Origin of the sequence: Faecalibacterium sp. IP-3-29 (genome assembly GCF_023347335.1) — a bacterium.
GTDB classification, from domain to species: Bacteria; Bacillota; Clostridia; order Oscillospirales; family Ruminococcaceae; genus Faecalibacterium; species Faecalibacterium duncaniae.
Genome location: NZ_CP094471.1, coordinates 1,123,087 through 1,148,370, shown reverse-complemented (window position 1 = coordinate 1,148,370; position 25,284 = coordinate 1,123,087). Strand labels below are relative to the sequence as shown.

General features: G+C 53.0%; 30 protein-coding genes. 3 read left to right on the top strand and 27 right to left on the bottom strand.

From position 1 onward, the window contains the following. From MTP40_RS05500 to MTP40_RS05440, 14 genes are all read right to left on the bottom strand, one after another. A complete protein-coding gene (locus MTP40_RS05500; protein ID WP_207684247.1) occupies positions 1–3,159 on the bottom strand; it encodes a DUF3427 domain-containing protein in 3,159 nt (1,052 codons plus the stop codon). Between the two features lie 30 nt (positions 3,160–3,189). Continuing rightward, positions 3,190–4,383 carry a Fic family protein gene (locus MTP40_RS05495; protein WP_207684248.1) on the bottom strand — a complete coding sequence of 398 codons (1,194 nt, stop codon included), beginning with the start codon at positions 4,381–4,383 and terminating at the stop codon, positions 3,190–3,192. A gap of 138 nt (positions 4,384–4,521) precedes the next feature. Then, a complete protein-coding gene (locus MTP40_RS05490; RefSeq protein ID WP_207684249.1) occupies positions 4,522–5,034 on the bottom strand; it encodes an NAD(+) diphosphatase in 513 nt (170 codons plus the stop codon). 2 nt (positions 5,035–5,036) lie between these two features. After that, on the bottom strand, positions 5,037–5,180 hold the full coding sequence (locus MTP40_RS05485) for a hypothetical protein (protein ID WP_223385157.1): 144 nt from the start codon (positions 5,178–5,180) through the stop codon (positions 5,037–5,039). Between the two features lie 68 nt (positions 5,181–5,248). Beyond that, complete coding sequence (locus MTP40_RS05480) at positions 5,249–5,527, bottom strand: hypothetical protein (RefSeq protein ID WP_117532994.1); 279 nt, start codon at positions 5,525–5,527, stop codon at positions 5,249–5,251. Between the two features lie 153 nt (positions 5,528–5,680). After that, positions 5,681–7,420, bottom strand: a complete 1,740-nt coding sequence (gene ade, locus MTP40_RS05475; RefSeq protein ID WP_249259958.1) for an adenine deaminase — start codon at positions 7,418–7,420, stop codon at positions 5,681–5,683. A gap of 172 nt (positions 7,421–7,592) precedes the next feature. Further along, positions 7,593–8,627, bottom strand: coding sequence for an alcohol dehydrogenase (locus MTP40_RS05470; RefSeq protein WP_035394006.1), 1,035 nt, complete (start codon positions 8,625–8,627; stop codon positions 7,593–7,595). A 63-nt stretch (positions 8,628–8,690) separates the two neighbouring features. Beyond that, positions 8,691–9,548, bottom strand: coding sequence for a YitT family protein (locus MTP40_RS05465; protein WP_156057600.1), 858 nt, complete (start codon positions 9,546–9,548; stop codon positions 8,691–8,693). Positions 9,549–9,798: 250 nt separating this feature from the next. Continuing rightward, a complete protein-coding gene (locus MTP40_RS05460) occupies positions 9,799–10,263 on the bottom strand; it encodes an Hsp20/alpha crystallin family protein (protein ID WP_005933975.1) in 465 nt (154 codons plus the stop codon). Between the two features lie 215 nt (positions 10,264–10,478). Continuing rightward, positions 10,479–10,955: a hypothetical protein gene (locus MTP40_RS05455; RefSeq protein ID WP_117477261.1), complete on the bottom strand. Its 477-nt coding sequence runs from the start codon at positions 10,953–10,955 to the stop codon at positions 10,479–10,481. A gap of 10 nt (positions 10,956–10,965) precedes the next feature. Continuing rightward, positions 10,966–11,793, bottom strand: coding sequence for a purine-nucleoside phosphorylase (locus MTP40_RS05450; protein WP_207684250.1), 828 nt, complete (start codon positions 11,791–11,793; stop codon positions 10,966–10,968). A 165-nt stretch (positions 11,794–11,958) separates the two neighbouring features. After that, positions 11,959–12,510 carry an ADP-ribosylglycohydrolase family protein gene (locus MTP40_RS05445; protein ID WP_207684251.1) on the bottom strand — a complete coding sequence of 184 codons (552 nt, stop codon included), beginning with the start codon at positions 12,508–12,510 and terminating at the stop codon, positions 11,959–11,961. A gap of 14 nt (positions 12,511–12,524) precedes the next feature. After that, a complete protein-coding gene (locus tag MTP40_RS14430; protein WP_255536305.1) occupies positions 12,525–12,659 on the bottom strand; it encodes a hypothetical protein in 135 nt (44 codons plus the stop codon). Between the two features lie 91 nt (positions 12,660–12,750). Further along, positions 12,751–13,785, bottom strand: a complete 1,035-nt coding sequence (locus tag MTP40_RS05440) for a macro domain-containing protein (RefSeq protein ID WP_207684252.1) — start codon at positions 13,783–13,785, stop codon at positions 12,751–12,753. Between the two features lie 114 nt (positions 13,786–13,899). On the opposite strand from MTP40_RS05440, the gene MTP40_RS05435 reads away from it, so the two are divergent. Continuing rightward, the gene (locus MTP40_RS05435; RefSeq protein ID WP_335341488.1) at positions 13,900–14,781 is read left to right on the top strand and encodes a DUF5131 family protein; all 882 of its coding nucleotides are present in this window, start codon (positions 13,900–13,902) and stop codon (positions 14,779–14,781) included. Between the two features lie 22 nt (positions 14,782–14,803). Here MTP40_RS05435 and MTP40_RS05430 read toward each other — a convergent pair whose 3' ends face one another. The 11 genes from MTP40_RS05430 to MTP40_RS05380 all read right to left on the bottom strand — a co-directional run bounded on the left by MTP40_RS05430 (position 14,804) and on the right by MTP40_RS05380 (position 21,628). Further along, on the bottom strand, positions 14,804–15,256 hold the full coding sequence (locus tag MTP40_RS05430) for an aminoacyl-tRNA hydrolase (RefSeq protein ID WP_117930484.1): 453 nt from the start codon (positions 15,254–15,256) through the stop codon (positions 14,804–14,806). A 12-nt stretch (positions 15,257–15,268) separates the two neighbouring features. Continuing rightward, positions 15,269–15,856, bottom strand: a complete 588-nt coding sequence (locus MTP40_RS05425) for a pentapeptide repeat-containing protein (RefSeq protein WP_207684253.1) — start codon at positions 15,854–15,856, stop codon at positions 15,269–15,271. Further along, positions 15,853–16,395 (bottom strand): HAD family hydrolase, encoded by a 543-nt coding sequence (locus MTP40_RS05420; protein ID WP_242700850.1) that lies wholly within the window; start codon positions 16,393–16,395, stop codon positions 15,853–15,855. The genes MTP40_RS05425 and MTP40_RS05420 overlap by 4 nt, the downstream gene beginning before the upstream one ends. Continuing rightward, complete coding sequence (locus MTP40_RS05415; protein WP_207684254.1) at positions 16,380–16,841, bottom strand: DUF523 domain-containing protein; 462 nt, start codon at positions 16,839–16,841, stop codon at positions 16,380–16,382. Before MTP40_RS05415 ends, MTP40_RS05420 begins: the two co-directional genes overlap by 16 nt. Positions 16,842–17,352: 511 nt before the next feature. Then, positions 17,353–17,730, bottom strand: a complete 378-nt coding sequence (locus MTP40_RS05410) for a desulfoferrodoxin family protein (protein WP_055185761.1) — start codon at positions 17,728–17,730, stop codon at positions 17,353–17,355. A gap of 110 nt (positions 17,731–17,840) precedes the next feature. Further along, positions 17,841–18,506, bottom strand: coding sequence for a DNA/RNA nuclease SfsA (sfsA, locus tag MTP40_RS05405; RefSeq protein WP_207684255.1), 666 nt, complete (start codon positions 18,504–18,506; stop codon positions 17,841–17,843). Positions 18,507–18,520: 14 nt separating this feature from the next. Beyond that, the gene (locus tag MTP40_RS05400) at positions 18,521–18,919 is read right to left on the bottom strand and encodes a hypothetical protein (RefSeq protein ID WP_207707242.1); all 399 of its coding nucleotides are present in this window, start codon (positions 18,917–18,919) and stop codon (positions 18,521–18,523) included. 151 nt (positions 18,920–19,070) lie between these two features. Then, positions 19,071–19,589: an O-acetyl-ADP-ribose deacetylase gene (locus MTP40_RS05395; protein WP_156074996.1), complete on the bottom strand. Its 519-nt coding sequence runs from the start codon at positions 19,587–19,589 to the stop codon at positions 19,071–19,073. A 10-nt stretch (positions 19,590–19,599) separates the two neighbouring features. Further along, positions 19,600–20,127, bottom strand: a complete 528-nt coding sequence (locus MTP40_RS05390; RefSeq protein ID WP_117532981.1) for an isochorismatase family protein — start codon at positions 20,125–20,127, stop codon at positions 19,600–19,602. A 114-nt stretch (positions 20,128–20,241) separates the two neighbouring features. Further along, positions 20,242–20,460 (bottom strand): HFLK protein, encoded by a 219-nt coding sequence (locus MTP40_RS05385; protein ID WP_117532980.1) that lies wholly within the window; start codon positions 20,458–20,460, stop codon positions 20,242–20,244. Between the two features lie 472 nt (positions 20,461–20,932). Further along, the gene (locus tag MTP40_RS05380; protein WP_223453893.1) at positions 20,933–21,628 is read right to left on the bottom strand and encodes a sigma-70 family RNA polymerase sigma factor; all 696 of its coding nucleotides are present in this window, start codon (positions 21,626–21,628) and stop codon (positions 20,933–20,935) included. A 155-nt stretch (positions 21,629–21,783) separates the two neighbouring features. Between MTP40_RS05380 and MTP40_RS05375 the strand changes: the two genes are divergently transcribed. Then, positions 21,784–22,131 (top strand): DUF6054 family protein, encoded by a 348-nt coding sequence (locus tag MTP40_RS05375; protein ID WP_005932394.1) that lies wholly within the window; start codon positions 21,784–21,786, stop codon positions 22,129–22,131. 1 nt (position 22,132) lies between these two features. Then, positions 22,133–22,492 carry a DUF2500 domain-containing protein gene (locus MTP40_RS05370; RefSeq protein ID WP_207684256.1) on the top strand — a complete coding sequence of 120 codons (360 nt, stop codon included), beginning with the start codon at positions 22,133–22,135 and terminating at the stop codon, positions 22,490–22,492. A 149-nt stretch (positions 22,493–22,641) separates the two neighbouring features. Here the strand turns inward: MTP40_RS05370 and MTP40_RS05365 are convergent, their stop codons facing one another. Together MTP40_RS05365 and bilR are read right to left on the bottom strand one after the other, a co-directional pair. Then, on the bottom strand, positions 22,642–23,118 hold the full coding sequence (locus tag MTP40_RS05365; protein ID WP_207684257.1) for a hypothetical protein: 477 nt from the start codon (positions 23,116–23,118) through the stop codon (positions 22,642–22,644). A 232-nt stretch (positions 23,119–23,350) separates the two neighbouring features. Continuing rightward, positions 23,351–25,276, bottom strand: a complete 1,926-nt coding sequence (gene bilR, locus MTP40_RS05360) for a bilirubin reductase, long form (RefSeq protein ID WP_154276465.1) — start codon at positions 25,274–25,276, stop codon at positions 23,351–23,353. Between the last annotated feature and the right edge of the window lie 8 nt (positions 25,277–25,284).

Sequence of the window (25,284 nt, the reverse complement as noted above, 5' to 3'; positions counted from 1 at the left end):
TTAACCGACCACCAGTTTATTGGTCTTTTTGAGGAACTTTGCCGGAATCGGACGATCCAGCTTCCAAGTAATATTCATTGGGCGGGAGCCTTCATGCGTTACATAGTTCACTGTGCCTAAGTAGGTGTAGGCAGCTGCACCGCCAAAACGGGAGTCCGACTTAAACTCACGGACAAATAGCAGTACACGGCTTCCCTTCTCCCGATGATGAATATATCGTTGACCGGTAGCCGAATTTTCTGCGGTCGTGCTCTGGCTCTGCCAGTGGAACAGGCTCTCGTTGATGGAGTAATCTTTGTACATGGTGGTTGGCGAATAATCCTTGTCCGCTTTATTCAAGGTCACAAAGAACACGTCCAGATTCTTGTCCGGCAGCCATTTCACGCCCTCGCGGACAGTAGCAGGTTTCAGAAAGTCCAGTGCCACCAGCAGCTGGTCACGAGTATAAGTACAGTGCAAATCCAGCGGGCAGTCAAAACCAACATCTACCGGCTCATCGATAAAGTCGATTCGATTATACTGATATTGCAAGAGTGCCTGCAATTCGTGCAGCAAAACCGGGCTGTCCGAGAGAGCATATAGGTTATCGAGAACTTCCTCATCGTCCCAACGTTCCGCAGCTTTGCCCCATACGGTCACATAAAACATTTGCAGCATTCGCTGTTCTCGCGGCGATAGTGCTGCAAAATCAGTGTCGTCCAACTTGAGCAAAAGGTTCAACAGAAACTGAATCCACCTGCGGGAATCCACGACCGCAAAGCGTGCAAGTGCTTTGGTCATGGTTTCTTCCAGTAGTTCCGTAAAGTCGGAAGCTGTCCCTGCACGGACACACAGACGGGCAAAGCAGATTTTCTTACTGTAAATCGCCCGTGGGTCGAGATGGTAGTAATCGAGAAAAATCCCCAGTGTCAACGGCAGGCCGGTATCTTCTGTGAAGGAGGCTGCCCGTGCCACAAGGCCGGAAGTGCGGTCATAAGATGCACTGATATTATCCAGCACATACTTTGCTGCGATTTTTTCCAGCTGAATGTAGCAGCCTTTTGGCGCAGAGAGAAAACCTTCCTTGATTTCCCGGCTTACACTGCGGGCAGTATTGGAAAGCAGTGCTGCAAACTTCTCCTCAAAATTATACTTTTTGTTTGCCTGACCGATAAAATCCAGCACAGTCAGGCATTCTTTGTTTTCGGCCAGACGCAGGCCGCGGCCCAGCTGCTGCAAAAACACGGTCAGCGATTCCGTGGGACGCAGGAACAGCACCGTGTTCACTTCCGGAATGTCCACGCCTTCATTGTAAATATCCACAACAAAAATGAAATGAAGCTCCCCAGAAACAAGCCTTTGTTTGGCTGCGTTGCGCTCCTCATCCGGAGAGTCCCCTGTCAATGCCATGGACGAAATGCCACGTGCATTGAAATAATCAGCCATGAACCTGGCATGTTCAATGGAAACGCAGAAGCCCAGACCTTTTACCTCGTTGATGTCTGTCACATATTTCAAAATCGAGTTTACCACAAGGTCGGCACGCCGCTCTGCCACCAAACCGCTGAGGGTGTACAGATTGGACAGTTCGTTTTTGTCGTATCCGCCCGTTCGCCATTTCAGGCTGCTCAAATCTGCCGTGTCGGTCACACCGAAATATTGAAAGGGACAAAGCAGTTTCCGGTCAATGGCTTCCGGCAGACGAATTTCGGCAGCAATGCGCCCACTGAAATAGTCCAGAATGTTCTTTCCGTCCATGCGTTCCGGGGTGGCGGTCAGGCCCAGCAGGATTTTCGGCTGATAGTATTCCAGCAGCTTCTGGTAGGTCGGTGCAGCGGCATGATGGAACTCATCCACAACGATATAATCGTAGAAATCCGCATCTGTTTTCGTGGTAAAATCCTGCGAATTGAAAGTCTGAATGGAGATAAACAGATGGTCGATGCTGTCAGCCTTGTGGCTGCCCACAAACAGCTCGCCAAAATTGGCGTCTTTCAGCACTGCCCGGAAAGTATACAGGCTCTGCTTCAGAATCTCCTCCCGATGCGCCACGAACAACAGCCGGCAGGGGTGACCCGGATGCTGTTTGCAGAAACGCTTGTAATCCAGTGCGGAAATCACAGTCTTTCCGGTTCCGGTAGCAGCCACTACAAGGTTTCGGTTGTACCCTCGCACCGTGCGTTCTGCATCCAGCTTATCCAGAATCTCCTGCTGGTAAGAATATGGCAGAATGTCCAGCGTGTAGATGCCACTGTTGTCGGTTTCGCTGTACTTTTCATCTTTTAAGGCACGGGTCAGGCGTTCCTTCTGCCCTTCATCATAATATTCAAACTCGTTGGAGTTCCAGTAGCTTTCAAAGGTGGCTGCAATTTTGTCAATCGTCTCCGGCAAGTCCTTCTTTGTGACTTTCACATTCCATTCCAGACCGCTGGAAATTGCGGCATTGGACAGGTTAGAGGAACCAACATACGCCGTCGTGAAGCCGGTATCCCGGTAAAACACATAAGTTTTTGCATGGAGCCGGGTACGCTTCGTGTCATAACTGACCTTGATTTTGGTGTTCGGCAGCTGACGCAGTTCTTCGATGGCCTTCACATCTGTAGCCCCCATATAGGAAGTCGTAATGATGCGCAGTTCGCCTCCACTCTGCGTGAACTGGCGCAGCTCGTCCATAATAAGCCGCAGACCACTCCATTTGATGAAGGACACCAGCATGTCAATGCGGTCAGCAGACACGATTTCCTTTTTCAGCTCGGTGTACATCTGAGGCTCATGAATGGCACCGGTGAACAACGAGCTTTGTGCAATAGAGGTCTCCGGTCGTTCCAGCTCTTTTGCGCTTTTTCCTGTGGCAAGACGCGGGTCGTTGTCTCGTAAAAGCGCAAGAAGCTGCTCTGCCCGCTGGTCAACGCCCAGCGAAGCAAAGTCAGCTTCCTGTGTGGTGTTCTGGATCGTGTTTACGATCTGATTTGCCAGCTGAATCTGCGCTTCGAGTCCTCCACCGTTGTCCTGTACATTCTCAAGGCCCTTCTGCACCACGTCGGTCAGGTACTGTGCCAGAACTTTGGAGGCTTCTGCTGTATCGATGGGTGCAGTGGACTTGCGGGCCTCCGGAATCTCCGAAAGCTCGCTGCTCAGTGCGTTATTGATGACCTGTTCATACAGTCCGGGTTGGAGCATGGCAAATTCCCCCTTGAATTTTTCGCCTCATTACAATGATAGGACATCAGACGCTCCACCGACACGATAGAACACCCTGTTTCCTGCTTTTCTTGCAGTAAGCAGCCCCATCTCATGGAATTTCATCACAAACGTCCGAATGGTTGCATACGCAGCGTTTCGGAAATCCTTTTCCAGCTGCTTTGTGGTAAACTCCTCTGCACCATAAGCAGACAGAACATACTCCCAGAGCAGCCGTTCTTTTTCTGTGATTTTTCCTTCCGCAAGAGCAGTTTGATATACCTCAAGATCAGTTTTCGGCGGGACTGCATCCACCTGCAGGCGGTTATAGACCTCATTGCAGAAGTAGAACAGAAAGGGAGTCACATCCGTATAACCGGAAATCAGAGCATTTCTCTCCACGCGTTCGTAGGCTTTGTAATATGCGTCCTTGTTTTCAGCGATGTATCGGGAAAACGGCGTGAACAGTGCCGCAGGATAGCCCTGCTGAACAAGATACCAGAGGTGAAATAGTCGTGCAGTGCGTCCATTCCCGTCAAAATAGGGGTGGTAGTACGCAAAGGCAAAGTGCAGAATGGCAGCCTTATGCAGCTCATTGATGCCGTCATTGGCATTCGCAAAATCGACAAGACATTTCATGGCACCGGGAAGCCGCTCTGCCGGAAGTCCCGGTCTGGGTTCTTCACCGCCCACAATAAAAACCTCGCCATGCCGATAAAAGTGGTTTGGCAGTAATCGATCTTCATCCGGGAGATAATCCCCTGTGCTGATCTGATATAGGTGATGCAGATTCTCCTCGGTGATCCTATTCTGACGATTCGCGATAAACTCCAGTCCGCGCTTCATACCATAGATGCGGGCTTCTTGTTCATCACGAGGGGCATAACCATCGAGGATATAACGGATACTGCTGCGGGTCGAGCGGATACTTTCAATTTGAAAAGTAGCATAAATTTCCTCGGTCATCGCCGACAAGCCGAAATTTTGTCCACTGACCGGGACAGAGAGCAACTGCTTCATACCATTTGTTGAAATTTGCGCGAGGTTCGGCAGGTAAAACAACTTATTTCCAGAAAAATCAGTCAACGGCAGAGGCTGCGCAAAGTTTTGCCGCAGCAATTCGGCAAATTCTTTGACGCTGACAGTCGAGTACTTGTATTCCATCTGATTGAGTTCAAACAAATGCTTATCTGAAAGCATTTTGGCAAACTGTGCCCCATCCATTCTGTCCACCTCGCAGTTGATACTTATTGATACTACATAGTATCAATATACCGATTCTTTATAAAAAAGTCAACCGAAACAGGCCGAACCAACTTTTTTCCATACTTTCCGTCAAAATTCCCGTGGCACAGCCACGAATCACATCTCCATCGGCTTATTCCCCACTTCGTCCAGATACGCATTCAAAAATTCCGCCGCAAGGCTGTTGGGACGGATGTTTTCTCTGGCTGCCTGTGGGGTGAACCACTTGCAGCGGTCCACTTCGTGGTTGATATGCAGCGCCTTTGCGGTTCTGACGAAAGCCGTAAAGTTGCACATCAGCGTGTTGGACGGCTCAAAAAACTTAGTACGGTTGAACCGGAGGTGCTCTACTTCCAACCCGGTTTCTTCCCGGACTTCCCGCACCACGGCGTGTTCTTCTGCCTCACCGCGGTTCACATATCCAGCCACCAGAATATAAGAGGGCTTGCCGTACTGCTGGATGAGCAGGATTTTCCCGGTCTCCTCATCCACAACAATCATGCTGACCGCCACATTGTACATCGGGAACCGGTATTGCTGGCATTTCGGGCAATAAGGCACAATGCCCTCTTCTTCCAGTTCTTTTTCAATCAATGCCGTACCGCATTCAAAGCAATGCTTCTGAATCATTTTTACACTCCAAACACTGTTTTCGTCAGCCGGATACCTGCTGCCGTTTTGGCATAGGTCCACACGCAGCTCAGGTGCGTGATGTCATGGATATTCCCTTCGGAAAAGGCGATCATCTTTTCCATGATCTGTGCAATGGTCATCATTTGTTTTCACTCCCGTTTTTAATACTTAAATGTTCACCTCGATAAACGCGAATTGACCGAGCTGATAGTTACCGTTTTCTAACACTCCATTCATCATCTTGAGCTTTTCTTTCAGCATAGTAACCGCAAGGCATATCCTTTAGAATACCAACAGAATTATCTAAGTCGAATACTGATTTTAAGGATACTAACTTTGCTTCGTCTGTTTCATGTGCTTTTCCACATAGAAATTGCCACATTCCATCATCTTCATCATGTGATACATACAAAATAGGCTCTCCATTCTCTAATATGTGGAAACAGGTTATTGTAGCTGTATTTGGTGCGTCATAAAATGGGAATTTCATATTTAACACTCCTTCAAATTCCGATTTATCAAATAAGAATTTCCGTCAATTTTTCTCTTGATGCGGCTCGCTTCTAAGAGTAGGAACGAACTGTTCTGTTGCCGGAGACGGACCATTCGGGTCGGTCTCCGGCAGTATTTTTGTTATCGCGTATTAAAAAACAACCGGAACGACTTTCTGCTGCGCTACATCGATGATGCCGTATGTATTCAGTCTGAGTTTTGGAATGACCGGAAGGCTGACGAAGGCGAGGGTCATAAAGATGCCGATATCTTCCGCTACACCATGTGCCTTGAGGGCATCGTTCAGCGCCTGCATTTTCGCCGCAACGCTCTCTGCGCTTTCGGTGCTCATCAATCCGGCCACCGGAAGCGCAAGTTCTGCCACGACCTGTCCATCTGCCACAAACGCAAGTCCGCCTTTGTTTTTCCGCACAGTGTTGCCGGCCAGCATCATATCGGTATCGTTGTCCCCTGCCACAATCAGGTTATGGGAATCATGTGCGATGCTCGATGCAACGGCTCCGCATTTCAGGCTGAAGTTTCCTAAAAAGCCAATGCCCACATGGCCGGAGTGATGATGCCGCTCAAAAACGGCCAGTTTTACGATGTTGTGTTCCGGGTCCACACCGGGAGCTTTGCCCGGATGCCGTTGGAACGGGATGATTTTTTCCTCCGTAAGCAGCTCGCCCCGGTTCAGGCAGATGACACGCTCCTGCTCCCCGCTTTCCCGAAGTTCCAGGTCCTGCAGTGTGATCTCATCCAGATCAAAGGAATCCATAACGTGGGAAAATCTCACACGGTCGATGTCAAGCGGTGCAGGTTTCAGCGTTTTTCCGTGCTCGGCCACCAGCGTGCCATTCTTGTAAACCTGTTCGACCGTAAAGGATTCCAGATCAGAAACCACAACCAGATCTGCCCGGTACCCCGGTGCTACGGCACCGCGCTGCTTGAACCCAAAATACTGTGCCGGGACCAGCGTTGCCATTTTGACGGCCACTGCCGGGTCTGCGCCCAGCCGGATCGCTTTACGGATGTTGGAATCGATGTGGCCGCTGTCCAGCAGGTCACCGGGGTGCTTATCATCCGTCACCAGCATACAGCGGCTGCAATAAGGCTCCCGGAACAGCGGCATCAGGGCCTCCATATTTTTGGCAGCCGTTCCTTCCCGGATCATGATGTATTGTCCGCGCCGGAGTTTTTCCATGGCTTCCTCGATGTTGGAGCACTCGTGATCGGACCGAACGCCTGCCGCAATATAAGCATTCAGGTCCTTATCGCTCAAGAGCGGTGCGTGTCCATCCACGATCTTTCCCGCTTCGGTGCAGTCGCGGATCTTCTGCAGGATCTTCGGGTCACAGCGCACCGTCCCGTAGGCATTCATCAGTTCCGCAAGCCCCAGCACACGGGGATCGCCGTAGTAAGGCCGGAGCTGTTCTGCGTTCAGCACCGCACCGGATTCATCCAGATCCGTGGCCGGAACACAGGAGGGCAGCATGAAATAAACCGAAAGGGTCAGATTTTTTGTCGTTTCCAGCATAAAATCCAAGCCTTCCAGCCCCGCAACGTTCGAGATCTCGTGTGGGTCTGTGACCACCGCAGTGGTACCGTGGGGCAGCACTGCCTGCTCGAAAGCCGGACCACAGAGCATGGAGCTTTCGATGTGGATATGCCCATCGATCAGGCCCGGGCAGACATATTTGCCGTGCAGATCAACTTCTTTCCGGCCATGATACGTGCCCACGCCCACGATTGAATTTCCGCTGATGGCAATATCAGCGGTGTCGATCTCATCGGTAAACACATTGACGATTCTGGCATTTTTCAAAACCAGATCGGCCAAAGCATCTCCTCTGCCTGCCGAGATCCGGCGTTTCAGCTCATCAGACTGCATAGAAACATCTCCTCTCTCTGAAGTTCGATTTTCTCACCTGTGGATTGGTTCTGCCCTTATTCTACCACGCCTTGCCGCTGCGGAAAAGATGCCAGGAACAAAAATGGCCCCGGAGGGCTTGTTACAGCTCTCCGGGGCCACCTTATGTGCGTGTGTGACTTGGCGCAGACCGTCAGCACTCCACTGCCACCTTGATCACGCCGTCCCGTTTCTTTTCAAACAGCTCGTAGCCCTCTGCGATCCGGCGCAGGGGGTAGGTGTGGGTGATGAGCGGTTCGGTATCGATCTTGCCTTCTGCGATGAGACGCAGCGTTTCTTCACAATCGCAGCCGTCCACGCCGCCGGTCTTAAAGGTGAGGTTTTTGCCGTACATTTCCGGCAGCGGCAGGGTCTGTGCCTTATCGTACAGTGCCACCACCGTCACAATGGCGTTGGGCCGTGCACACTCCCATGCCAGCCGGAAGGTGGAGTCTGCCCCTGCCACCTCCAGCACCACATCGGCCCCGCCGTGGTCGCTGTGGGCACGCACAAAGGCGGCGCAGTCCTCCGGCTGCACGGTGAGCACCTGCGGGTAGTGCCGACGGATGAACTGCAGGCGGCTTGCGTCCTTTTCACAGACGATGATGCGCTTGGGGCTGTGCAGCATGACGCACAGCAGCGTGCAGATGCCAGTCGGCCCTGCACCGAGGATCAGCACGGTATCCTCGGGGGTGATTTCCGAGATGCGTGCCGCCCAAAAGCCGGTGGCCAGCACATCGCCCACCAGCAGCGCCTGCCGATCGGTAACGCCGTCCGGGATCTTGTTCAGTCCCTGATCCGCAAAGGGCACCCGGACATACTCGGCCTGCCCGCCGTCGATGCGGCAGCCCAGCGCCCAGCCGCCGTTTTGATCGGTGCAGTTGTTCACAAAGCCTTTTTTGCAGAAAAAGCACTCTCCGCAGAAGGTCTCCACGTTCACCGTCACCCGGTCGCCGGGTTTCACATTGGTCACCGCACTGCCCACTTCTTCTACGATGCCCACCATCTCGTGCCCTACCGTGATGCCGGGCACCGCCCGTGGCACGCTGCCGTGCTTGATGTGCAGATCGCTGGAGCAGATACTGGCAAGGGTCACCTTTACAATGGCGTCCCGCTCGTGCTGCAGCACCGGCTTTGGTTTTTCCATCAGGGCAAACGTCCCCTCTGAAACATAGGTATAGGTCAGCATGCTTTTTACCTCCATGCGCTTTGATATTTCCGGACTTGAGTATACCACGCAGCTCTCCGCCGATTAGATCTTGGGCTGATACTGCATGCTGGACACATTGTAAACGGTAACAAAAGCCTTGGGGTCTTCCCGGTTGATAAAGTTCATCAGCTTCTGATATTCGCTCTTGTCCACGATGGTAATGATCTCGTTGTGCTTTTCCAGATTGTATGCACCGATGGCCTCGTACATGGTCGCACCGCTGTGCAGGTCATGGAGGATGAACTGACGCAGCGCCTCCTCTTTTTCGGTGATGATGCAGACGCGGCGTTTGATGCTGTTATCAAAGATGAAATGGTCCAGCACGATGCCGTTGAAGTAAGTACCGAGGATACTCAGCACCACGGTCTTTTTATCGTAGACCAGGGCCGCGGAAAGCGCCACACACATTCCCGACAGAGACATGGCTTTTCCCAATTCCATGTGCAGGTACTTGTTCATGATCTTTGCCACGATATCCAGCCCGCCGGAGGATGCATTGCGATTGAACAAAATACTCAGCCCGATGCTGACCACCAGAATATAGCACAGCACGTCCAGCTCCTGACTGCCGGTCATCGAGCCGAACTCCGGGAACAGCTTTTCAAACAGCCCCAGAAACACCGGCAGCAGCACACTGGTGTATACGGTCTTTGCGCCAAATTCTCTGCCGCAGGTAAAGAACCCGATGATGAGAAGCACGACGTTCAGGATCATCGTAATGACCGACAAGGGCAGCGGCACAAAATTGGACAGCACGATGCCAAGGCCGGAAATGCTGCTGACGGATGTATGGCTCGGCACCAGAAAAAAGAAAACGCCCGCCGCAATGATCGCCACCGCCCCGGTCAGGACTGCCGTCTCCCTCAGGACTGCGCCGGTCTTTCCTTTTACATCACTCATCTTTGTCCCCCTAAAATCAAATTTGTTTCACCGAATTTCTCATCTTTGTCGATGCGGACAAGGAGCTTACCGCCAAAGCGTTTGTATTCCATAGTGAAGTACCTCCATAAATTCCGAGTTGCTGTTCTCAGTATACCATGTTTTTCCCTTGCGGAAAAGATAGCGAAACAAAAATGCCCCCGGAGAGCTTGTTGCGGCTCTCCGGGGGCATCTTATGTGCGTGTGTGACTTGGCGCACACGACCGGCGTTTTACTCGATTTCAATCAGATTCGGGTTCTCAGGCAAAGCCTTCGTCTGCTGAGGAGCAGGCAGCTCAACATGCAGGACGCCATCCTCGAACTTTGCATGGATGTCTTCCTTCTTCACATCGCCCACGTAGAAACTGCGTGCACAGGTGCCGGAGAAGGTCTCGCGCCGCAGATAGCGACCCTTCTGATCCTTTTCGTCATTGCTGTGGCTGCGCACTGCCTGAATGGTCAGGTAGCCGTCGTTCAGATCCATCTGAACGTCTTCCTTCTTGCAGCCCGGCAGATCAACCGCTACTTCGTAGCCGTTGTCCGTCTGTTTGACATCGGTCTTCATCATGTTTGCACCGCGCTTACCAAAGGTATCACGCGCCTCACGGTTCATCATACGTTCCAGTGCAGCGTCATTCCAGAACGGATCGAAGAAATCATCGAACAGGTTTTCATGGAAAACAGTCGGCATAAGCATAAATCATTCCTCCAATCCCGGCGTTCGGGTCGGGGCAAAAAATCTGAAGCGTCCATTCAGAAGGGCTTTCCAGGGAGCCTTGCGGCTCTCCTTTTGCCCTTCCTCCTGAGCACGCCACTGTTATAGCACCATTTGTTAGCAGTGTCAAGTGTAGAGTGCTAAAATTCACAGAAAGATAATTTTCTGATAATCTTTCATGTAATCTTAGGCGTTTTTCAGGCATATGTTAGCCTTAAGCATTTGGCATCCACTCCATTCGCCACCAGAGTAGCAGCGATTTCCTCGAATGTCTTTACTACCTCCATTGCTTTTACCGGAACGACGATTTCGTCCGGTTCTCCTTTCTCCAGGAGACCTTTTGAAAAGCTCATGCCAGGGGTTTTCACTTCGCCAATATTAAAAGCCATCAAGTTCACTTTTCGTCCATCAGATGCCTCAAAATCAAAAAAATTCATAACTCCATCAAACACATCTGGCGACTCAAGTTCTTTACTGTCATAATCCAATATATGCGTATGTTCTGAAACGATTGATTTGATTTTATCCACTTCTGCCTTTTCCAGTTGCAGTCCTTGTGTATTTTCTCTGTTCTCCTGACATTGAACGAAGCCATCTTCTGACACGGACACACGGCAAAGCGGCAAACCCCAGGCATTTGCCAGCAAATAATCAAAAACGATGTTTTCTCTCATCCGAATCTCCTTATCCTTCCACCTTCTGGATCACCGCGCCCAGCCAACGGCACAGGGTATCGCCTGCCTGATTTGCGATCTCCAGCACGCGGGCGTGGCTATGCTTGACCGTCTGGATGCCGGTGGCCATGTTAGTGATGCAGCTGACGGCCAGTACCTTCATGCCCATGTAGTTGCAGACCATGGTTTCCGGCACGGTGCTCATGCCCACGGCATCGGCTCCCATCCCCGCAAAGGCGCGAATTTCAGCCGCCGTTTCATAGCAAGGGCCCATAAAGCCCATGTAAACGCCCTCCTTGTAGGCAATGCCCAGTTCATCGGCGGTCTGCTTGGCAAGGTTCCGCAGTTCCAGACTGTAAGGTTCGGTCATGTCCGGGAAGCGGGGGCCGAAGCGCTCGTCGTTGGGGCCGATGAGGGGGTTCGTGCCCATCATGTTGATGAAGTCGGTGAGGAGCATCAGGGTGCCCGGCGCAAACTCCCGGTTGATGCCGCCGCAGGCGTTGGTCAACACCACCTTTTCCACGCCCAGCAGCTTGAACACATAGAACGGGTAGCAGACTTCCTTCATGGAGTAGCCCTCATAGAAATGGAAGCGGCCTTCCATGGCGTAGACTTCCGTGTCCCCCAGCTTGCCAGCCAACAATGCGCCTTTGTGTCCTGCCACCGTGGATACCGGGAAGTTGGGGATATCCTTGTAGGACAGTTCTTCCGTATCCGTAAAGTCCGCGGTCAGCTTGCCAAGGCCGGAGCCCAGCACCACCGCGATCTTCGGGCGCTTTTTCGTGTGTGTCTTGATATATTCCGCACTTTCCAGTACCTTTTCATAAAGATGTTCCATACCGTTCTCTCCTTTTCCCAAAAAATTCGATATACTCTCTGGGTTCAGTATATCGGATTTTTCAGGCCGATGCAAGACACCCTCCATCGAGTCTTATTAAAAACCAAGGAGCAGATACTTCACATCACGAGTGTGTTGTATCTGCTCCTTGGTTCTCCGAATGTCTTATCTCTGGCCGATGTTCCACCGAAACAGCTCATATGCTTCCCGGATATCCTCCGGCAGACGTTTCAAAGTCTCGTCCCGCAGTTCCTGCGGCATCCCGTAAAAAGCTTCGGCAATGCCGCCGGTGATACAGGCAAGGGTGTCGCTGTCGCCGCCCAGAGAGACCGCATTGCGAAGTGCATCCTCAAAACTGACGCTTTCCAGAAAAGCAATGATTGCTTCCGGCACAGTTTCCTGACAGGTCTCCACATGATGATAGGTCGGCCGAATTTCATCGCAGGTACGGTTCAGGTCATAACCGCGGAACATCCCGCCGTAACCGGCATGGGGATATTCACGGCCCCAGAACCGCATTTCATGCTGCACTGCACAAAATGTTCTCTCCGGCAGACCCTTTCCGTCAATCAGACCAACTGCCACCGCAGCGGTCATGACGGTATCATCGGTGAAGTGCGATTTCTCGCTCAGCAGCGGAAAATCCTTGTGCTTGTAATTGTTGTGGTCAAATTCATAGGGACTGCCCACGATGTCACCCAAGATTGCTCCTAACATGGCTGTTTCCTCCCTTACCTATGATGCCGCTTCTGGAAATCAGCTTCGATTTGTTCTTTCCACTCTGCGCCGATGGTATCCTGCTCCAGCCCACCCATGGAGCCGCTGCGGTCGAGGATAAAAACAAGCTCTGTAAGATTCTTTTTCATAATAAATGCCCTCCGTTTTTGTGGTGTTCTGTCTTTCTGACAGAAGGATACCACAAACCGGCAGGCAAAAGGTCAACGGGCAGGCGACAAATCACGCACCCAGCTGTTCCTGATCGTATTCAAACAAAAGGGTATTGACCTGATTGATATTATAAATTTTCTGTTCCAGACAGTACCGCACGATCCAATCCCGCTTGGAGCCATCGGAGAAGGCATAGCCTGCGCTTTTGAGCAGGTCGATGGTCTCATCCTCCGACAGATGCAGTCCCACCGCAAAGGCAAGCACAGTCTTCTTTTTGGGGTTGTAGTCCCGGTTGCACTGAATTTTGGAGAAATGCTGCCGGGAGATGTTTGACTGCTTGTACACGGTGGAGTCTTTCAGCCCCCGCTCGTCAATGAGCCGCAGCAGCCGGGTGGTGAAGCTCTCGCCAAGGTTGTCCATCAGGCTTTCCAGACTGCGGGATGTCCTGGGTGCCGCGGCGGGTGCCGGAACTGCACCTAGCATCGGCAGGGCAGCATCTTCTTCCGGAAGCCTCCGCCGACGCTCTGTGGATTCTCTGCGCCGACGGCCAAATCCGTAGCCTTCATCGTTCTGTGCTACATAGTGGTCGTCAATGTACTCCTCCACCGAGGCGAACAGCTTCCGGCTCACGGCCAGCGAGTCCCGGTCGTAAAGCACCAGATACACAGTCAGGTCGTGCTCCATGACGTACTGTGTGATGGTGTCCACCGCAATGCGGAAGGCCTGTTCTTTGGGGTAGCCATAGTTCCCGCTGGACAGCAGCGGGAAAGCCACGCTTTCGCAGTGGTACTTTGCGGCTAATTTCAGCGCAGAGTGGTAGGCACCGGCTAATTGTTCTGCTTCGCCGAACCCGCCGTCGTGCCACGCTGGGCAGACTGCATGGAAAACGTACTTTGCCGACAGCCCGAATGCCGGAGTACACACGGCTCTGCCCAAATCGCAACGGCCGATGGCTTCGCAGGCGGCGGTCAGCTCCTGCTCCCCTGCCGCCTGATAGATGGCACGGCTGGTGCCGCTGCCCTGCAAAAGGTTCCGGTTGGCCGGGTTGACAATGGCATCCGCTGCCACCTTGGTGATGTCGTTGCGGATCATCAGAAACGGCATGGTGGTTCCTCCCTCACATGGTTTTCTTCATCCTATCACATCCGATGGGGTGGCGCAAGGGGTGCTCTTGTTTCCTGTCCGCGCAGCTATTATAATAATAGGTACCGAAAGAAGGTGAGCTTCCTGCACGACATCTGGAATCCATGGCACGGCTGCGTCAAGTGCAGCGAGGGCTGCCAGAACTGCTACATGTATTTTCTCGACCGGATGCGGGACCAGAACGGAGCCGAGATCTACAAAACGAAAAGCGGCTTTTCCTATCCGCTCCAGAAAGACCGCACCGGACACTACAAAATCCAGAGTGGTGAGCAGATCCGGGTCTGCATGACCTCGGATTTCTTCTTGGAAGAAGCCGACCCGTGGCGGGCTGAGGCGTGGGACATCATGCGCCAGCGCAGCGATGTGGTGTTTTTTCTGCTCACCAAACGGCCGCAGCGGGTACGTGAGTGCCTGCCGCCGGACTGGGGCAGCGGTTGGGACAACATCTTTTTCAACGTCACCTGTGAAAATCAGCGCCGCGCCGATGAGCGCATTCCCATTCTGTTTGACCTACCCTTCAAGCACAAGGGCATCATGTGCGCGCCCTTCATCGGGCCAGTAAGCATCCGGCAGTACCTTTCCGCCGGGCAAATCGAGCAGGTCATCTGCGGCGGCGAAAACTATGATGGTGCCCGCCCCTGCAATTTTGATTGGGTCAAGTCTCTCCGGCAGGAATGCGTGGATGCCAATGTGACCTTCTGCTTTATCGAGACCGGTACCGTGTTCATCAAGGACGGCAGGCGCTACCACCTGCCAAACAAGCAGCTGCAAAGCCGAATGGCCTGTAAATCCGGCATGAACTATCAGGGCAGGCCCATTCATTTTGACCTCGTGGACGACTGGGGCTACCCCATCCCGCAGGAAGATCTCTATGTGCCCCATTTCCGCGCAAACTGCGAGACCTGCGGCAGCAAGTTGATCTGCAACGGCTGCAGCGATTGCGGAAAATGCTTATAAAATAAAGGAGTTCTATCAGGAATCAATACAAATGGAACTTATGGCTGATCTGGTGTGCAATTTCATCCGGCAGCGGGCGGAAACCGATGCAGGTCAGGGTCATGCCTTCTCCGTTTTCATCAAATTCTTCCGGCTCCAGCTCGGTGTGGCAGGCATCCCGGATAAGGAAGAAGTCTTTGTTTTCCACAAGGCCCAATTCCTCGGCAATTGTCTTTGCTTTCAGCAGCTGATTGCGGTTCTTTGCCCCGCAGATAGTTTTGGTAAAAGAGCCATCGAACCATTCTTCATAGGTTGCTTTCTCCAACATGATTTCTGCCCGATAGCCGGTAATTTCTCCGTCTTTCTCAATGGGTTTCACGCCCTGTCCCATGCCGATGGGGTCGGTGAGGAATGCCAGCGAAGCGTGGCAGCACTGCGCCGCCAGCTTGCCAGGCGACATCTGCAGATCTTTTCGTGCAATGATGAGTTGACGCATTTTTCCTCCTTCTTACGACAGCTTGATCTTCAAATCCGCCAACAGATTCACCGCTTCCGGCAGCGAAAATTTCGCATCCTTCAGGCGGCTGCCCAGAATGTCCACCTTATAACCGGCGGCATCCCGGAAATCCGCCTTGCGCAGGTCACACTGGTAGAATTCCGTTTCGTGAAGTTCCACGCCCTTGAAATTCGCCAGCTGCATCTCGCATTTGGCAAACATTGAGCCGACAATTTCGTTGCCATCCGAAAAGTCGAAGCGGTTAAAGTTCATTTCGGTGAAGGTGTTATATTTCAGACTGCACTCTTTCAGCGTGTGAATGGGGTCTGGGAAGGCACCGTTGGACATCAGTGGTGCCCACTCGATTTCCTGCAAACGGCAGTCCTCAAAATCCAGCGACTGCACCGAAGAATGGGTGCTGCGCAGACCTGTGATCTCACACCGCACGAATTTGCACTCATTCAGCGTGGTATGATCCAGTTCGCATTTGGTAAAGGAGCAATCCACAAACACGCAGTCGGTAAAGCCGCAATCCTCAAAAGCCTCCTCGGTGAGCGACAGGTCAGCAAACCGTTCACCCTCACAATAACGCTCTGTCATAAAATTCTCCTGTCAGCGCAGTTCGCCTCTTTCCATCGTGGGACAAGCCGTTCCGTGTAAGATTCTACGCCTTCGTGCAGATACACCGATACTTTTGTGATCTCCTCCGGCACCTCGGAAGGGTCATGGATGATTTGATAATTGTTCCCGATGAACTGAATACGCTTGAGCATTCCCAGACCCCGCTCCATCAGGTATGCAGTATTCTGACCGGAGAGCATCACTTCGCCCTGCCCGTCGCTGCGGGTCCACAGGTCGTTGGCGATTTCTTCGGCCAGTGCACGGGGCATCGGGTTCTTGGCGATGCACTGTTCGTCTTTATAGATCACGCCGCCGTTCTCACAAAGAAACACACAGCAGTCTGCCACCGGTGCAAAGAGCTTGCGCAGGCTGGTATACTGCCGGCCGGATGCCGGGCAGAACAAAATACCGCGCCGATGCAGCTCCCGTATCTGTTCAACGATCTCTCCTTCCAGCTCTTTCCTGCCGTATTGCAGCAGCGTACCGTCAATATCGCTGCAAATCAGTCTGATTGACATTTTCCGTCCTCATTTTTCAAGATAATTTTAGGCAATTCCCCGGCATCCAGAACGCGGATGCCTTTGTCCATCAGCATCTTGGCAAAAACACCCTGTCCGGGAATCTTTGTCCCAGAAAACGTTCCGTCGTAGATTTCCTTCACGCCGCAGCTGGGACTGCGGGATTGCAGGATGGCAAGCTCCACCCCATTTTCTTTTGCGATGGCAAGGGCCTTGGCTGCGCCCGCTCGGAACTCCCGGTCCACATTGATGCCCTCTTTGTTCGTGACAACGCCCTGCACGATTTCCGCCGGGCACCGCGGTGTGGGCAGGCCGCCCAGCACCTCCGGGCAGACCGGAACCACCTGATGCCCCCGCGCAAAATCGCAAACCGCCTGATTGTAATTGTTTCCGCCGCTGTATTTGCAGTTTTCGCCCAGCAGACAGGCGCTGACCAGAATCTTCATTGTTGCGCGCTCCGTTTTTCAGATATTGAATCTTTTCCCTATTCTACCACGCTTTTGGGCATTGAAAAAGAGGATTTTGCTTTTCCTATCCCCATACCGGGAGGTCCGCCGTAATCTTTTCTAATTCCTGTGCAAGAAACGTCAGTCTTTCCCTCAGATGGTTGTTATGCGGTGCATCTCCGTTCAGCAGATAGTCCGTTCTGACATTCAGGCAGGACGAAAGATCCTGCAGCAACTCAATCGAGCAGCAGCGGCTTCTCGTTTCAAAAGCATCAATATGTCTTAGTTTGCAGCGCAACCATATCAAATTTTCTACGTTTTTCACAGGTCTCATTTTCACGATTCCACGCAAAAAATTGAACGCTATCAGCGTTTAACAAACGCATATAGTGTGCCTACTCATTTTATCCATCCCATTTATACACAGTTCCGAACCAAAGGAACCGCATAAAGTTCTCATCAAAAAAAACAGGGAGTGACATCAAATCACTCCCCGTTTGCATTGATTGTATCAGAGTTTCGTCATCCAGAGCCCATGCAGATTGCAGTATGCGTAAACGGCCACCGGTTTTTCACTGCCCAGTTCAAACACCGCGTTGGGAGCCTGCCCCGGATTCAGATAGCGGATCTGCCCGCCGTTCTCAGTCTCCACGAAGATCCACTGGATATAGTGAACATCCGCCATGGGGTGCTCCACCGCGCCCACTGTGACCGTGAGACGACTGCCAGAAAGCTCTGCCACCGGCAGATGCTTCTCGCCGCTGGCTTCCACCGTATTGGGAACCAGCTCTTTCATTTTCTCCCCGCAGCAGACCAGCGGAACGCCTGCGTTATGGATGGTAGTGACGAGGTTGCCACAGTGATTGCAGATGTAAAACTTTGCCTTCATATCGAAATCCTCCATTGGAATGTTATCGGTGTGTTTCTTGTATCTATATGATAACATTTCCTATTTATGATTTCTGTAACTGAATCACGCAAAGCGTTTTTCTGCCGTCTTCACCCTTCCCTCTGCTCCACGATTTCCAGACTATCCCGCCCTACATGGCAGAGCAAAAACAGCACTTGCACACCTGCAGCCTTTGCTTCGGCCAGTGCCGTGCCAAACTCCGGCTGTGTGCTGACATTTGGCCGCACCTCGGTGATGCCTTCCATCTGAATCACAAAGGCCACAGCGCACTGATATCCTGTCCGCTGTGCCTGTGCCAGCTCGTGCAGGTGCTTCACCCCCCGCTCGGTGGGTGCATCCGGGAAATAGCCGATACCGTCCACTTCCAGTGTGCAGCCCTTGACTTCCATCAGATACTTTTGCTCGCCCTTTTCCATATAAAAGTCGATGCGGGACTTCCCATAGGTGAATTCCGGCTTGATATAGTCGTAGCCCTGTTTTGCAAGCCACTCCCCTACCACCTTATTGGGTGCCTGACTGTCCATATTGACCCAGCCAAGTTCCTGCTTGCGTACCGCCACAAGGTCGTATTTTGTCTTGCGTTTCGGGTTGTCTGACACTTCCAGACGCACCGCCGCACCGGGCAGCAGCAGTTCCCTGCACCGCCCGGTGTTCTTGACATGGACGGTTTCCACTGCTCCATTCACTTCCACATGGGCAATAAAGCGGTTGGGACGGTCAACAAAAATGCCGTCTGCGATTTCTCTGTATTTCAATCTTTACTCCATTTTCAGTACAGGATTCGGGAGCCATGCCCATCCTGTTTACTAAGATACAGTTCCACGACCATCCTGCCGTTTTCGCTGTTGCAGAGTTCTTCCTTGCAGTAGCCGCAGAGTTTTCCTTCCGCTTCCGATACGTAGCGGTGCAGAGGTTCCTGCAGGTCTTTCGGGATGCTGCTCCATGGAATGACATAGCTCATGCCCGTATCCCCCACATCCACGATGCAGGCCCGTTCACTGTCCTCATCGGATAAAATCAGGTTCACCAGAAACACATCCGCAAACGGTGCCCCCTGATACTCTGCCTTTTGCCGTCTGCGCTCTGTCCGAAGCTCGTCCAGTGCCCGATTCAGGTCATTTTCTGGCAGCGTGGACTTGTACAACAGGACATGCAGTTTCTGCTCCACCGCCCCACTGTCATTCTGACCGTCCGTCGGGAGTTTCACGTCTGCATGAATACACAATCACTGACAAGCATCCGAAGAACAGAAATCCTGCCGCAAACCCGATCCCTGTAAACAGCTTTTTGAAAAAGCCCATCTCTCACACCTCTTCCGGTTACAGCCTTGCCTGATATACCCGCTCCGTCCGGGCATCGAAGCAGCAGAAAATCACCTGCATTGCGTAATACGCATGTGCTTCCAGCCACTGTGCCACTGTTTTGACTGCAATCTCCGTGGCATCTTCCAGCGGGTAGCCATACACGCCGGTCGAAATTGCCGGGAACGCAATGCTATGGACATCATGCTCTTTGGCAAGGTTCAGCGAATTGCGGTAGCAGTCCGCCAGCTGCGCGGCATCCTCTGCTGTGCCGGAATATATCGGGCCTACCGTATGAATGATATACTTTGCTTTCAACCGGTAGCCCTTAGTGATTTTTGCTTCTCCGGTGCGGCAGCCGTGCAGCGTACGACACTCCGCCAACAATTCCGGTCCTGCTGCCCGGTGGATGGCACCATCCACGCCACCGCCGCCCAACAGACTGCGATTGGCCGCATTCACGATGCCGTCACAGTCCAGTTTGGTAATATCACCCTGCACCACTTGAATCTGATTTTTTACTTTTTCAAAAATCATTGTAAACACATCACTTTTTGAGCAGTTCCAACGCTTTCTCCATAGGCACGCAATCGGCATAACAATCTGGCCAGAGGAATTCATTGTAATAGTGGTAGCTCTGCTCCCCTGTCATATACTCGTTGTCCTGCGTGGAATTTGCATAGGCAGGGACGATCATATGAAAATCGTGCTCAAAGCCTGCTTCTATCGTTGCATTGATGCAGAAGTCGGTCATGATGCCGCAGACCATCACATCTTTTTCGCCCTTTGCGGTCAGATATTCCAGCAATCCGCTCTCTTTCTTGAAAGCGTTGCATACAGTCTTGACGAACCGTTTTTCGGTCTGCAGTGGTGCAAACTCAGAATAGATATCAAACTCATCATCCCCGATGGAGAAACCGGTGCCGGGCCCATCGTCATGCTGGACATAGACGACCTCGATTCCCTGTTCGCGGGCAGTCCGGATCAGCTCCTTGATGTTGCTGACAAACTTTTCAAACGCATACAGGCGTTCATCCACGATACCTTTCTGTGTATCCACAACCAATAAAACCATGTGTTAGCCCTCCTGTTTTTCTTTGGTTTCATTCTACCATAGACCGTTGCTTTCTACAAGCGGATTCAAAAAATCCCCACAGGGAAAACCTGTGTTTCACCTGCAGGGATTGATTCAGCCATCCAAGATGATCAGGATCAGCACCACGACCACTGCAATAGCGATCAGGCAGCCGCATCCGCTGCCGTCCCCGCCGCCACCGCCATTGTTGTTGTGGTTTCCGCCACCACCACCGCCGCCGGACGAGCCGCCGAAGTTGCGGTTGAACGCCGTCATGTACTGGGCATAGCCCGTATCGCCTTTGCCGAAGTAACCATAATCACCGTTTGACATTGTTTTGTCCTCCTCAGAAGTTTCTTTTTGTTTCTTCTAAGGTCATTTTAGCAGAAGTAATGTCCCATAAAGTTCTCTTTTGCAAAATTTTCTTCAGGTTTCTTGCAAACTATTGCGTAAATCAGTGTAGGCTTGCCATCCTGCAACATTTCGACCGCAAGAACGCAACAGAACACAGAATTCTTCTCACATACTTTCCTTCGAATCAATTTAGCACTCACAGAAGGCAGCATGCCGTGATCGTCTGATACCATTGCTGCTCCCGTACTGCCAATGCTTTTTTCATAGAGGCTTCCTTTTCTCGGTGGTGTCCTTTTCAGGTCACTCGCTTATGGAATCTATTTTTTCGCGTTTGCCTTACGGATTTTCATTTCATTTTGCACCTTCTCGTTTTTCAATTTTACGAATTCAGTATACCACACCAAATCCCATTGCAAAAGAGGATATGTACGCCGCCCGCAGGCGGCACCCTTTATTCTCCCGGTGATTCTTGAAGCCAGCCTTTGCGCAGCTGTTCCAGTGCGTGGGTCTCGAGCCTTGAGACATAACTTCTGCTGATCTGGAGCAGCTGTGCCGTTTCCAGTTGGGTCAGGGGCGGCTGACCCGCCAGCCCGTACCGCAGCAGAATCAGCTTGCGCTCCCGGGCGGGCAGGCCCTCGATCAGCCTGCGCAGCCGCCGGGCCTCGTCCTGCCGCTCACAGGCATCCTCCATGCAGAAGCCGTCCTGCAGCACATCGGAAAGAGTCAACGCGCTGTCTTCTTTCCCCGCTTCCAGTGTTTCCTGCAGGGAAACGACCACACCATTTCTGCGCTCCCTGCGAAAATGCATCCGCAGCTCATTCTCAATGCATCTGCTGGCATAGGTCGCAAACCGCGCCTTGCGGGTGGTGTCAAAGGTATCCACGGCCTTCATCAGCCCAATGGTTCCAATTGAGATCAGGTCCTCCTGGTCGCCGGGCTGGGCGTAGTATTTCTTTGCCACATGGGCCACCAGCCGCAGGTTGTGCCGGATGATCTTCTCCCGCGCACTCCTGTCCCCCGCCCGCAGAGCCGCAAAGGTTTCGATCTCCTCCCGTGCGCTGAGCGGCTTTGGGAAACTCCCCGCTTCCAGATGCAGCGCCAGCACCAGAAATTTTGTAGCGAAAAATTGCAGCAGCGTTAATAGCATACACAGCACCCCCTGGTGCTACTGTATGCTGTTGGAAGATCACAAAGTATTCCTCCGAATCCGGAGCGCAGGGATGGCATTCTGCAATTTTCCTGCGGGTTCGTTCGTATTAAGGATAAGGGACCGAATTTTGTTGGTAAAACGGAGGAACCATTATGGCGATCTTTGAAAAGACCATTCAGAACAAGAAATTTGATCAGCTGCTCTGGAAGTTGGAAAACGAAATTCCGGCCAGCAGCTGGTCGGCAGAGCTGGAAGCCGGAAGTGATTTCAAAGAGGGCGATGCCCGGTGCAGCGTCCGCGTCTTTGAACGGTACAGCGTGATGGGCGGTAATCGCCTGAGTCTGACGCTGACCATGTTTCAGAACGGGGACAGCCCGATCCGGTTATCCGCCATCACCGCAGGCGGCAGTCAGGCGGTGTTCTTCAAAGTGAACACCCTTGGAGAGGAATCCTTTTTGGAGGACGTAAAGGGACTGCTGGAAGAAATTTTGGAGGAGTAAGATGTTTTTCGCTGGATTTGATCTGTTGTTCAACATCCTGTTTCCCATCCTGTTCCTTGTGGTTCTGGGCATGATTCTATACACCATCATCGGAAATATCCGCACATGGAATAAAAACAACCATTCGCCGCGGCTCACCGTTCCGGCAGCGGTGGTGGCAAAGCGCACGGAGGTCTCTCATCACCACACGGACAACACGATGATGCATACGTTTACCACCTATTATGTGACCTTTCAGGTAGAGAGCGGCGACCGCATGGAGCTTACCGTAAGTGGTTCGGACTACGGAATGCTTGTGGAGGGCGACATTGGAAAGCTGAGTTTTCAGGGCACCCGCTATCTTGGGTTCCAGCGGAACTGAGTGTTTCTGCACTGCTGCCCAACTGGATGAATCGTAAGTTGAACAAGGCAGGATTACACACAAAAAAACATCTGCTGCCCCTTTGCCGGACGTGACAGCCTCCGGTGTGGGACAGCAGATGTTTTTCCTTTTTTACGATGCAGTCAGATTCACTCCGCAATGGGCATGGTCTGGTAGAACCAGTCCTCAATGGCCTTGCGGGTCCGGGCGAAGAACTGCTTCACCGGGCAGGCAGCGTCGCGGGCTTCCTGCTCCAGATCCGTACCTGCGGGGAAATTGCGGATGACGGTATAAGCCACCGACTGCGGCGGCAGCGACATCATCACGGCAGGGTCGTGCACCACACAGATCTGCTCCCCCACTGCAAGGGTAGCGGGATCGGAGGTGGTCTTTTCGTCATGGTCCTGCCACTGGGTGCGCTCAGTGATCACCATTTCATAGGTCTCCTGCCCCTCTGCGGTCACCAGTACGGACTCCACCGTGCCGTCCTCATTGCGGCTGATCTCTTCCACCGTACCATAGTAGTAGAGCCGCTCCGAAAACAGTGCCGAGGCAGCGGGCAGTGCACTGACACTGAGCAGCAGCACTGCAAGCAGACAAAAGAACGAGCGATAGGTCTTTTTCATAAAAAGCCTCCATTTTTCATGTTGAAGCGGAGCACCCGCCGCATGGCGCTCCCGGATGCCTTATTCTAACACAACTCTTGTCGGATTTCTATATCCAGTCTTAACCGACGGAAAAATATCGCAGAGGGCGGCCAATGATCACGTCTTTTCCCGAAAAAAAGCAAGCCCGGAAGGCACACAGACCTTCCGGGCTTGCACTTTTGGCGATGCGCTGTGCGCATCTCAGACTACTTTACAGCTGGCAGGCGGTATCGTAGCCGGTACGGATGGCGTTGGAGATATCTGCAGCCTTGCCTGCGGCATCGCCGATGGAGTACACCGGGATGTTGGCAGCTTCCAGCGCAGCAGCGTCAAACTCGTTGGAGCGTGCGCCCATAGCCAGCACGATGTAATCGCAGGGGATGGTCACCTCTGCGCCGTCCTTGTTCTCACAGACAACGGCATCCATGCGGAACTCCTTGACCTTGTGGCTGGGGTACTGCTCCACGCCGTAGGTCTTGTAGTTCTCCAGCAGGGTGGGCAGAATGGTGGTGCTCTCGCCTGCTGCGATCTTGTCCATCATCTCAATGACGGACACCTTGCAGCCGCGGGCAGCCAGATACTCTGCGGTCTCGCAGCCCACCATGCCGCCGCCGATGACAGCCACAGTGCCGTACACCTGCTGCTCACCGGCCAGCACCTTCCAGGCATCGGCCACGTTCACGCCGTCAATGCCGGGGATGCGGGGTGCGGCGCTGTGGGCACCCACAGCGTTGATGACTGCCTCAAAACCGGCATCCTTCAGCTGCTCGGCAGTGCGGGTCTGGCCCATGCACAGGTGCACACCGGCGTTGCAGACTGCATGGATCAGATCCTGCGTGGCGCGGCGCATCTCCTCCTTGCGGGGAGGCACGCAGGCGATGTTCAGCTGACCGCCCAGAGAGGTGGTCTTTTCAAACAGGGTCACATCATGGCCGCGCAGGGCTGCCACACGGGCTGCTTCCAGACCGGCAGGGCCGCCGCCCAGGACAGCGATCTTCTTTTTCTGCTCTGCAGGCTGGATGCTGCGGCTGTTCTCGTAGCCGTTCTCTGCGTTCAGCACGCAGGAGAGGAACTGGCGGTTCTGGATAGCATCGGTGCAGCCCTTGTTGCAGCTGATGCAGCGGCGGATATCGCAGGCCTTACCGGCAGCGATCTTGGTGCCCCAGTCGGGGTCAGCCAGCAGCGGGCGGCCCATGGCAACGATATCAGCCATGCCGCTCTCGATGACGCGCTCAGCCATCTCGGCATCCACGATACGGCCCACGGCGCTGACCGGCACGTTGACAGCCTTTTTGATGTCGCCGGCGATCCTGACAAAGAAGCCGTAGGGCTGCACACCCATGGGAGGAATGGTATCGGCCATGTTGCCGGTGTGGTTGGCCTGGGCAACGTGGAACATATCCACGCCGTCCTCCACCAGCCACTGGGCAAACTGCACGGCATCGGCCTCGTCAATGCCGCCCTTGCCGCGCTGCGGGGTGACGATGGACAGCTTGTAGTCGATGATCATATCCGGCACAGCCTTGCGGATGGCGCGGGTCAGCATCCGGGCAAAGCGAACCCGGTTCTCCAGACTGCCGCCGAACTTGTCGGTGCGGTGGTTCATCCGGGTGGAGCACAGGCAGCCGTTCAGGCGGTCGCCGTGGATCTGGATCACGTCCACACCGGCCTTCTGGGCACGCACCGCGCAGGCGCACATCTTATCGATGATAGCCATCAGCATTTCCTCGCTGACCTCATCGGTAAAGAACATCATGTCGTGATGCAGGCGCTGACGCATCTCGTCAAACTTCTTCTGCATGAACAGGCTGTTGATGGCATCCACGTCGTACTCCGGGTGGAAGAGCTGGACACCCAGCTTGGTGCCGTAGGCGTGAACACTGTCGGCCAGCTCCTTGAAGGCAGGGATCTGGCTGTCGTCAAACAGCTTAGGGGTGGGAGAAAAGCTGTTGATGGGTGCAACGTCGCCCAGAACGATGTAGCCTACGCCGCCCTTTGCCAGACGGGTGTAGAAGCCCATGTCCTGCTCGCTGATCATGCCGTTCTTCTCGTAACCGGTGGTCAGCGGGGGGAACATAATGCGATTCTTAAAGGTCTGTCCGCCCACTACAATGGGCTGCAGGATCATGTTTTCCATACAAATGC